At 71.8% G+C, this 9,936-nt stretch carries 6 protein-coding genes; 2 read left to right on the top strand and 4 right to left on the bottom strand.

The window, feature by feature from the left end:
* Positions 1–105: 105 nt before the first annotated feature.
* The 4 genes from ACFQ8E_RS09065 to ACFQ8E_RS09050 form a co-directional block, all read right to left on the bottom strand.
* Positions 106–2,013, bottom strand: a complete 1,908-nt coding sequence (locus ACFQ8E_RS09065) for a right-handed parallel beta-helix repeat-containing protein (protein WP_430550239.1) — start codon at positions 2,011–2,013, stop codon at positions 106–108.
* Positions 2,014–2,102: 89 nt separating this feature from the next.
* The gene (locus ACFQ8E_RS09060) at positions 2,103–3,989 is read right to left on the bottom strand and encodes a right-handed parallel beta-helix repeat-containing protein (RefSeq protein ID WP_430550238.1); all 1,887 of its coding nucleotides are present in this window, start codon (positions 3,987–3,989) and stop codon (positions 2,103–2,105) included.
* Between the two features lie 47 nt (positions 3,990–4,036).
* Positions 4,037–6,475: a glycoside hydrolase N-terminal domain-containing protein gene (locus tag ACFQ8E_RS09055; RefSeq protein WP_430550237.1), complete on the bottom strand. Its 2,439-nt coding sequence runs from the start codon at positions 6,473–6,475 to the stop codon at positions 4,037–4,039.
* Between the two features lie 329 nt (positions 6,476–6,804).
* Positions 6,805–7,470, bottom strand: coding sequence for a FadR/GntR family transcriptional regulator (locus ACFQ8E_RS09050; RefSeq protein ID WP_430550236.1), 666 nt, complete (start codon positions 7,468–7,470; stop codon positions 6,805–6,807).
* 274 nt (positions 7,471–7,744) lie between these two features.
* Here ACFQ8E_RS09050 and ACFQ8E_RS09045 point away from each other — a divergent pair, with 274 nt between their 5' ends.
* Together ACFQ8E_RS09045 and ACFQ8E_RS09040 are read left to right on the top strand one after the other, a co-directional pair.
* Positions 7,745–8,899 (top strand): mandelate racemase/muconate lactonizing enzyme family protein, encoded by a 1,155-nt coding sequence (locus ACFQ8E_RS09045; protein WP_430550235.1) that lies wholly within the window; start codon positions 7,745–7,747, stop codon positions 8,897–8,899.
* Positions 8,896–9,915 carry a hydroxyacid dehydrogenase gene (locus ACFQ8E_RS09040; protein ID WP_430550234.1) on the top strand — a complete coding sequence of 340 codons (1,020 nt, stop codon included), beginning with the start codon at positions 8,896–8,898 and terminating at the stop codon, positions 9,913–9,915. Before ACFQ8E_RS09045 ends, ACFQ8E_RS09040 begins: the two co-directional genes overlap by 4 nt.
* Positions 9,916–9,936 lie beyond the last annotated feature (21 nt).

Here is a 9,936-nt window from a genome sequence, read left to right as displayed (position 1 = left end):
GGGTTGTGTGTTTTCGTGTGTGTGGGTTCTTGTGGGCCTATCTTGGTTCGTCGCAGCCCGCGGGCGGCCCGGGGGGGGGGCGCCGCCCCACCGGCCGCGGGGTGGTCAGTCGACGGGGTAGGGGAAGTCGGCGGTGACGCCGATCTGGTCGTACTGCATCCGGGTGGCGTCGAAGTCGTCCTCCCAGTTGCCGTTGGTGACCTCGTTGCAGTCGTACGACTGGTACGACTGGTCGGTGGTCCTGCCGACCTCCACGTTGCTGAACGCGAAGCCGCAGCCGCCGGCGTCCATGTGCACCCCTCGGGTGCCGCTGTCGGGCATCGCGCCGGCGGGGTCGGGGATGACGTCGCCGATGACCATCTGGTCGACGGTGTTCTGCACGGGGTGCGGCTCCTGGTTGTCCACCCCGTAGGTGTAGAACGCGCCCATGTCGCCGGAGTCGAGCCCCGCCTGGTCGATCCGGATGTACCGGAACGTGTTGTTGTCGGTGTACTGCTCGCCGTCGACGACCTCGGGGCGGGACTCGAGGCTGATGCCGTACCGCGCGGAGTGCTTGACGTTGACGTGCTCCACGAGGTTGTCGCCGGTGCCCATGAGCTCGATGCCGGAGGCGTCGCCGGGCACGAGCTCGCCGACGTGGTCGATGGAGAGGTTGCGGAACGTGTGGGCGTGGGTGAGGTCGCCCTCGCCGGGCCAGCCGCCCTCGACCTTGATGCCGTCCGCGCCGATGTTCTCCAGCAGGGAGTTCTCGACCGTCAGGTGGTCGTTGGCGAAGAGTGCGTAGACGCCCATGAAACCGGTGTCGCGGATGTGCATGCCGGTGAGGGTGATGTTGCTGGTGTTCTCGAGGGTGACGGCGCCGAACCGGTTGCGGGGCATCTCGATCTGCCGGTCGTACTCGGGGTACTTGTGCGGCTCGCCCGAGTCGCCGGCGCTGATCCACCCGGCGCGGTACCAGCCGACGAAGTCCGAGTACTGCACGCCGAGGCCGTCGAACGTGATGTCGTGCGCCCGGTCCTCGGGGGAGTCGCCCTTGACGTCCACGAGCGTCGTGACGGTCGGCCGCATGACGGTGACGCCGTCCATCGAGCCCGCGGCCGGCTTGTAGTAGAGCTCGCCCGCCTCGTGGTCCAGGTAGTACTCGCCGGCCTGGTCGAGGAAGTCGAGGGAGTTCTGCAGGAAGTAGCGGGAGCCGCTGCGGCTGTTGATCATCGCGTAGCGGGTCCAGTGGTCGAGGATGATCTTGTTGTCGGTGTCCTTGATGTCCGCGTTCTTGATCGGCACCGTGTCGGTGAACCAGCTCCACGAGCCACCCGACCAGATCGTGACCTGCGCCGGCCAGCTGGTGTACGAGCCCAGGTCCGCCGTCTCGTCCCACTCGCCGGGGTTGTAGCCGATCTGGTCGCGGACCCCTTCCTTCTCGGGCTCGATCAGGCGCGAGAAGAGGTACGGCGCGTGGGTGTCCTCGCTCGTGCGGTTCGGGTGCCGCGCGGTGGTGGCGCGGTCCCCGTCGACGAACAGCGTGTAGAAGGGGGCGTCCAGGTCGACGGACGCCTTGTAGATGCCGTCCTGGTAGGGCTCCCAGCCGGTGACGGGCTCGGCGCCGACGAGGTTGGCCTTGCCGGGGCCGTCGGCGGAGCGGTAGATCACCTGGTGGCCGTTGGTGCCGGAGTCCTTCTCGGTGAACTCGATCGTCTCGTCGACGGGGTAGTCGCCCTCGGCGAGGTTGACCACGATGTCGCACCTCATCTTGCGCTCGTGGTTGAGCCCGAGGTCCTGGATGTGGTCGCGGGCCTGGTCGAGGCTGGCCCAAGGTCTCTTCTGGGTGCCGTTGCCGCGGTCGTCGCCGTCGGGGGAGACGTAGAGCTGCGGGCACCTCCCGGCGTCCTGGGAGCCGGCGGCGTAGGGGTCGAAGGCCGTGGCCCCGATCCCGACGGCCGCGACCGCGGCGAACGCCGTGATCGCCACCGTGCTGGTTCTGATCCACGTGCTGGACATCCACGTGCTGGACATCGTCGTCCTCCGGTCGGTGTGGAACGGGAGTGGAACGGAGCGGGGCGGGCCGTGCCGCGCACGCCGGGTGCGCGGCACGGCCCCGGGCGCTACTCGACCTCGAAGGGGAAGTCGTCGGTCACGCCGATCTGGTCGTACTGCATCTGGGAGGGGTCGAACCCGTCCTCCCAGTTGCCGTTGGTGACCTCGTTGCACTGGTAGGACTGGTAGGACTGGTCGGTGGTCTTGCCGACCTCGATGTTGGAGAAGGCGAAGCCGCAGCCGCCCGCGTCCATGTGGATGCCGCGGGTGCCGCTGTCGGGCATCGCGCCGGCGGGGTCGGGGATGACGTCGCCGATGACCATCTGGTCGACGGTGTTCTGCACGGGGTGCGGCTCCTGGTTCGCGACGCCGTAGGTGTAGAAGGCGCCCATGTCGCCGGAGTCGAGTCCCGCCTGGTCGATCCGGATGTACCGGAACGTGTTGTTGTCGGTGTACTGGTCGCCGTCGACCACCTCGGGGCGGGACTCGAGGCTGATGCCGTACCGCGCGGAGTGCTTGACGTGGACGTGCTCCACGAGGTTGTCGCCGGTGCCCATGAGCTCGATGCCGGAGGCGTCGCCGGGCACGAGCTCGCCGACGTGGTCGATGGAGAGGTTGCGGAACGTGTGGGCGTGGGTGAGGTCGCCCTCGCCGGGCCAGCCGCCCTCGACCTTGATGCCGTCCGCGCCGATGTTCTCCAGCAGGGAGTTCTCGACCGTCAGGTGGTCGTTGGCGAAGAGTGCGTAGACGCCCATGAAACCGGTGTCGCGGATGTGCATGCCGGTGAGGGTGATGTTGCTGGTGTTCTCGAGGGTGACGGCGCCGAACCGGTTGCGGGGCATCTCGATCTGCCGGTCGTACTCGGGGTACTTGTGCGGCTCGCCCGAGTCGCCGGCGCTGATCCACCCGGCGCGGTACCAGTCGACGAAGTCGGAGTACTGCACGCCGAGGCCGTCGAACGTGATGTCGTGCGCCTTGTCCTCGGGGGAGTCCCCCTTGATGTCCACGAGCTTGGCCACGGTCGGCCGCATGATGGTGACGTCGTCGATGTCGCCCCGCGGCATGTAGTACAGCTCGCCGGCCTCCCGGTCCACGTAGTACTCGCCGGGCTGGTCCAGGAACGGCATCGCGTTCTGGATGTAGTAGCGCGACCCGCTGCGGCTGTTCACCAGGGCGTACCGCGACCAGTAGTCGAACGTCGCGAAGCCCTTGCGGTAGTCCGCGCCCCCGATCGGGATCGTGTCCGTGAACCAGCTCCAGGACCCGCCGGACCACACCGTGATCTGGGCGTCCTTGAGCGGGTTGCTGTCCGCGGTGTCGTCCCACGCCGGGTCCCAGTCGCCGTCCTTCCAGTAGAGCCAGGAACGGACGGCCTCCTTCTCGGGCTCACCGAGGACGGAGAACAGGTACGGGGCCTGCGTGTCCTCCGAGGTGCGGTTGGGGTAGCGCGCCAGCTCGGAGCGCTCGCCGTCCTCGAACAGCGTGTAGAACTGCTGCTCGGGGTCGAACGTCGTCTTGTAGATGCCGTCCTGGTAGGGCTCCCAGCCGGTGACGGGCTCGGCGCCGACGAGGTTGGCCTTGCCGGGGCCGTCGGCGGAGCGGTAGATCACCTGGTGGCCGTTGGTGCCGGAGTCCTTCTCGGTGAACTCGATCGTCTCGTCGACGGGGTAGTCGCCCTCGGCGAGGTTGACCACGATGTCGCACCTCATCTTGCGCTCGTGGTTGAGCCCGAGGTCCTGGATGTGGTCGCGGGCCTGGTCGAGGCTGGCCCAAGGTCTCTTCTGGGTGCCGTTGCCGCGGTCGTCGCCGTCGGGGGAGACGTAGAACTGGGGGCACTTCTTGCCCTGCGTGCTCGCCGCGTAGGGGTCGAAGGCCGTGGCCCCGACCCCGACCGCGGCAACGGCGCTGATCGCGACGACCGCCGCCGTGCCGGTCCTGATCCATCGTCTGGACATCGGTGTCCTCTCCTCGTGAGTGGTGCGGGTGTGGCAGGTGGGTGGTCTCAGGCGGTCGGCCGGACGACGTAGGTGGCGCCGCGCCGCGTCCCGAACACGGCCAGGCCGTCCTCGGGGCGTTCGACGGCGACCGGTCCGCCCGGTCCGACGACGCGCACGGGCGCGTCGGTGCGCAGGCGGACCGTGCGGCCGAGCAGCGAGCGCACGCGGGCGTGGTCGAGGCGGCCGGAGGACCAGGTCATCGTGATCTCGAAGCCTCCGCGGGTGCGCAGGCCGCGCACGCGGCCCTCGGGCCAGGCCTCGGGGAGGCACGGCAGCAGCCAGACCTCCCCGGAGTGGGACTGCAGGAGCATCTCGTTGATCGCCGACGTGCCGCCGAAGTTGCCGTCGATCTGGAACGGCGGGTGCAGGTCGAACAGGTTGGGCGCCGTCCGGCCGGGGGAGAGCAGCTGCGTGAGGTGCGTGTAGGCGCCGTCGCGCTGCAGGAGCCGGGCCCGGATGTTCATCTTCCAGGCCAGGGACCAGCCGGCGGTCACCGCCGGCCCGCGCAGCTCCAGCGAGCGGTCGGCCGCGGCCGCGAGCTCGGGCGTCCGGCGGGGCGTGATCTGGTCGCTCGGGAACACGCCCCACAGGTGGGAGACGTGGCGGCTGGTCTCGGTGGCCGCGTCCTCCCAGTCGATCAGCCACTCCTGGAGCTGGCCGAGGTGGCCGACCTGGTTCGGGGGCAGCTTGTCGCGCGCGGCGAGGGCGGCCACGGCGGTCTCGCGGTCGAGCCCGAGCTCCTGCGACGCCTGGTCGAACGCGGTGAACAGGTCGCGCAGGATCTGGCAGTCCATCGTCGGCCCCGCGCAGAGGCTCACGCCCTCGTCGTCGTCCTCGTGGTGCTTGAGCTCGGGGGAGTGCGACGGGTTCGTGACCAGGTAGCCGGTCGCGTCGTCGACGACGAGCGTGTCCAGGAAGAACTCGACGGCGCCGCGCAGCACCGGGAAGTACTCGCGCAGGGTGTCGAGGTCGCCGGTGTACTCGTAGTGCTCCCAGAAGAGGAGCGAGAGCCACGCGCCGCCGGTGGGCCACACCCCGTAGAAGGCGTGGTCGACCGGGGCGGTCCCGCGCCACAGGTCGGTGTTGTGGTGGGCCACCCACCCCCGGGCGCCCCACATCTTCTGCGCCGTCCGCGCCCCCGACTCCGCGAGCTCCTCGATCATCGCGAACAGCGGCCGCCAGCACTCCGCGAGGTTCGCCGGGCCGGCGGGCCAGTAGTTCATCTCGCAGTTGATGTTGAGCGTGTACTTCGACTGCCAGGCGGGCAGCATCTCCGCGTTCCAGAGCCCCTGCAGGTTGGCGGGCTGGCCGGGCGTTCGCGAGCTCGAGATCAGCAGGTAGCGGCCGAACTGGTAGTACAGCGCGGCGAGCTGCGGGTCGCCGCCGGCGCGGAACGCCGCCACCCGCTCGTCGGTCGGCAGGTCCGCCGCCGACGACGCGCCGAGATCGAGGTCCACCCGCCCGAACAGCTCCCGGTGGTCGCGCACGTGCGCGCGGCGCAGGACACCGAAGCCCTTGACGCTCGCTCCCTCCAGGGGCGGCCCCGCCTGCTCGAAGGGGTCGCCGCCCACGTCGAGATAGCTGCGGTGGCTGGTGCCGATCGTGACGAGCAACGTGACGGCATCGGCACCCCGGACCCGCAGCGACGCCTCGTCGCACACCACGGACCCGCCCTCGGCGACGGCCCGTGCCAGGGCGACGAACCGCACCTCGCCCTCGAGCCCCTCGGCCTCGCCGGAGCGGCCCTCGAGGGCGAGCGTCCGGCCGTCGTGCGCCAGGGTGGTCGTCTCCTGGAGCGACGTGAACGCGGCGTCGACCGAGACGGCCCCCGGCGCGTCCGCGCGCAGCCGCACGACGATCGCCTGGGCGGCGTGGCTGGCGAACACCTCGCGCGTGTGCCGCACGCCGTCGGCGACGAACGTCGTGGTGGTCACCGCCGTGGTGAGGTCGAGCGAGCGGCGGTACTGCGCGACGTCGTCCGTCAGCCCGGGGAACGTGAGGTGCAGGTCGCCGACGGGCTGGTACTGCATCTGCTCCGTGGGGCGGCCCATGAAGCGTGCGTCGGCGAGCCGCTGGGCGTCGGCCCAGCGCTCCTCCGCGAGGAGGCGCCGGATCTCGGGCAGGGCCTCAGCGCCGCCGGGGTCGGCGTAGTCGTGCGGCCCGCCCGCCCAGACGGTGTCCTCGTTGAGCATGAGGGTCTCGGTGGCGACGCCGCCGAAGACCATGGCGCCGAGCCGGCCGTTCCCGACCGCGAGCGCCTCGAGCCACGCGGCCGCGGGACGCGGGTACCAGAGCTCCAGCGGGTCGGTCGCGGCGTCGTCCGGGCCTGCGTCCCCGGCGGCGGCCTCGGCCGTGTCGGCGCGGGAGCCGCCCGCCAGCACGACCGCGCCGGCCGCCGCGGCTCCGCTCGATCTCAGCAGGTCTCGTCGGGTGAACGAGGTCATCGCATCCACATCCCTCTCGTCGTCCGTCTCGTCGTCGAGGCCACGAAAGGTCGAACGGCTGCCCGTGCGGTCGGGCGTCGTCGCCTTCGGTACCGGAACTGCAGGGTGTCGCTGGAGTGCTCTCGCGGCCGGTGGAGGCCGGGCAGCCCTGCCCCGCCGTCCTCGCGTCCCGAGGTGCTCAGGGATGCGGTGCCGCGATGGATCGAATGTAGTACATCACATGTAGTACAAGTCAACAGGTCGAGAAGAGGCCCGGTCCTCCGGGCGGCGGCGTGACCGTCGCGGGGAGGGCCGGGCCTTCGTGGTCGGCGAGGCCTCGTCGGGCCGGGCTACTCCTGGGGGCGGCGCCGCGCCCAGGACGACGTGATGTGGTCGCGCATCGCGGCGTCCGCGCCGTCGCCGTCGCCGGCGGCGAGCGCCTCGAGGATCCGCGTGTGGCCCTCGTGCGTCGAGCGGACGTCGTCGACGCTCGGGGTGCCGCTGTACTGCGGGGAGTGCAGCGCCTTGCCCTGCACGCTGGAGACGATCGCGCGGCCGAAGGCGTCGTGGGAGGCGCGGTGGATCAGCTCGTGGAACTCGAGGTCGACCCGCGCGTACGCCGTGGGGTCGTCGATCAGGTCGGCGAGCTCGTCGAGCTTCGCCGCGAGGGCGGAGCGCTGCTCGGCGTCGAGCAGGCCGGCCGCGCGCCGTGCCATCGCGCACTCCAGGGTGGTGCGGATCTCGATGAGGTTGTCGAGGTAGACGAGCCGGTCCTCGCGCTGGAAGAGCGCGTCGAGGACGAGCGGGTCGAGCAGGCTCCACTGGTCCTGGTCGAGCACGATCGTGCCCCAGCCCTGTCGTGATGCGACGAGGCCCTTCTCCACCAGGGCCGTGGTGGCCTCGCGGATCACCGTGCGGCTGACCTCGTACTGCTCGCAGAGGGCGCCCGCCGGGGGGAGCGCGCTGCCCGGGGGGTACTCGCCGACGACGATCGCCGTGACGAGGCTGTTCACCACCGCTGCGGCGAGCGGAGGGCGGTGTCGCTGGGGGCGGGGCACCGCTCCGGCGGTCGAGGGCGTCGTTGTCATGTCGTCCGGGCTCCGTTCTGCGTCGCGGCCTGCGCTGACGGCCACCCCGAGCGTAGCGGAGGCTTGCGTACTCATCACTCGTATCATAAGTTATGACTCAGCCGACAGGCTCGACGAGGCGCTGGCACCCAGCCGCTGCACCTCCCACGACCCGGCCTCGAGACGCGCGCCGACGGCGGCGCGTGCGGAGTAGGAGCAGCGGATGCGCATCACGGGATACCGGACCCTCACCACCGTCCACCGATGGGGGCGCCCGGTGGGCGACGTCAACGGCGTCGTCGCGGACGGGGTGACCGAGGTGCCGGTCGTGCTCCTCGAGACGGACGCCGGCGTCACCGGCGTCGGCCTCGGGGCGAGCGGCAACCTCGACCTGGTCTTCGGCGCCCTCGACGGCCAGGACCCGCGTGCGGTGACCGCGCTCTACGACCGCATGCTCGCGTTCGTCTTCAAGTCCGGGCACGCGGGCAGCACGTTCGGCACGATCGGCGCCTTCGACATGGCGCTGTGGGACCTCAAGGCGAAGCTCGCCGACGAGCCGCTGTGGCGCACCCTCGGCGCGGCCGACCGGTTCGTGCCCGCGTACGCGTCCGGGCTGGAGTACGCGCTGCCCGACGACGCGCTCGTCGAGCTCTACGAGCCCTGGGCCGAGCGCGGCTTCACCGGTGCCAAGGTCAAGGGCGGCCTCGACGTCGACCGCGACGTCAAGCGGCTCGCCATCGTCCGCGACGTCCTGCGCGAGAACACCGACCACCCCGACCTCATGTACGACGTCAACGAGGCCTGGGGGCGCCACCAGGCCGTCCGGTTCGCGCGCCGCGTCGAGGACCAGGTCGACCTCATGTGGATCGAGGAGCCGGTGCGCCGGTGGGACGTCGCCGGGCACCGGGCCGTCGCCTCGGAGCTGCGCGCCGCGGTCGCGACCGGGGAGAACCTCACCGGCCTCGAGCAGTACGGGCCCCTGCTCGACCGCGACGCCGTGGGCGTCGTGCAGGCGGGCAGCGTCTGGGGCATCACCCACTTCCTGCGGGTCGCCGTGCTGGCGCTCGGCCGGGACCTGCCCGTGAGCCCCGTCGGCTACAACGCCAACCCGGTCGCCCACGCGTCCGCCGCGGTGCCCAACCACCTCGTCACGGAGGTGCAGGACCTGACCTGGCCGGTCGGGCTGCACGTGGACCAGGAGATCCAGGACGGCGGCATCGTGCTGGGCGACGCGCCCGGCCTCGGCATCGAGGTGGACGAGGAGCTCATCGCCACCAACCGCGAGTCCGGCACGTGGGCCGTCCCGTCGGGCCCGCACGTGCGGCCCGCGGACGCCGGCCTGCGACTCGCGCGCCGGCGCGCGGGCGAGCAGCGATGAGCCCGAGCCCCCGGGCGGCCGGCGCGCGTCCCCGTGCCGTCCTGGCCTTCGACCCGCCCGAGCTCGTCGAGCGGATCTTCGGGGCGGACGGCCTCGGGCGCCTGGGCGCGGTCGTCGACCTCGACCCGGAGGTCGTCGTCGAGATCGGCTCGGAGGCTGCGCGCGCCCGGCTCGCCGGGGCCGAGCTGCTGGTCGCCGGCTGGGGCGCTCCGCCCGTTCCCGCGGACCTCGTGCCGCGGCTGCGGGCGGTCGCCTACGCGGGCGGCGTCGCGCGCACGTGCCTCGCGGACCCGGCCGTGCTCGCGGCGCACGGGGTGGCGGCGTCGAACGCCCGGGCCGCCAACGCCGTGCCCGTCGCCGAGTACGCGCTGGCGATGATCCTGCTCGCGAACAAGAAGGCGCACGCCGCCGAGCGGGCCTACCGCGAGCGACGCGCGGCGCCGGACGCCGAGCGCCTCCTCACCGGCGCCGGCAACTACCGCCGCACGGTGGGGATCGTGGGGGCCTCGCTGGTCGGGCGCCGCGTGGTCGAGCTGCTGCGGCCGTTCGACCTCGACGTGCTGCTGTACAGCCCGGAGCTGTCCGCCGGCCCGGTGCCAGGCCTGCCCGGGGCACGGGCGACGGGCCTCGACGAGGTCGCGGCGCGCAGCGACGTCCTGTCCCTGCACCAGCCGCTCACCCCCGGGACGGCGGGGCAGATCGACGCACGGGTCCTCGGCCTGATGCCCGACGGCGCCACCCTCGTCAACACCGCCCGGGGCGGCGTGGTCGACGGCGCGGCGCTGCTCGCCGAGCTGCGCACCGGCCGGATCGACGCGGTGCTCGACGTCACGGACCCCGAGCCGCCGGCGGCGGACAGCGAGCTGTGGAGCCTGCCGAACGTGGTGCTCACGCCGCACCTCGCGGGCTCCACGGGCACGGAGCTGCGCCGGATCGGCGACTCCGTCGCGGCGGAGGTCGAGCGGTTCGCCCGTGGGCTGCCGTTCGCGCACCCGGAGGAGCTGGTGGCGTCGTGACGACCGAGGTGCGCGAGGATG

Origin of the sequence: Isoptericola sp. NPDC056573 (genome assembly GCF_042793335.1) — a bacterium.
GTDB lineage: Bacteria > Actinomycetota > Actinomycetes > Actinomycetales > Cellulomonadaceae > Isoptericola.
The sequence above is the reverse complement of the archived record's forward strand: the minus strand, read 5'-3'. Positions and strand labels throughout refer to the sequence as shown.

What these genes read in the sequence shown, in the direction of transcription:
- ACFQ8E_RS09060 (WP_430550238.1), bottom strand. Translation starts at nt 3,989, where the DNA reads ATGTCCAGACGATGGATCAGGACCGGCACGGCGGCGGTCGTCGCGATC.
- ACFQ8E_RS09040 (WP_430550234.1), top strand. Translation starts at nt 8,896, where the DNA reads ATGAGCCCGAGCCCCCGGGCGGCCGGCGCGCGTCCCCGTGCCGTCCTG.
- ACFQ8E_RS09065 (WP_430550239.1), bottom strand. Translation starts at nt 2,013, where the DNA reads ATGTCCAGCACGTGGATGTCCAGCACGTGGATCAGAACCAGCACGGTG.
- ACFQ8E_RS09055 (WP_430550237.1), bottom strand. Translation starts at nt 6,475, where the DNA reads ATGACCTCGTTCACCCGACGAGACCTGCTGAGATCGAGCGGAGCCGCG.
- ACFQ8E_RS09045 (WP_430550235.1), top strand. Translation starts at nt 7,745, where the DNA reads ATGCGCATCACGGGATACCGGACCCTCACCACCGTCCACCGATGGGGG.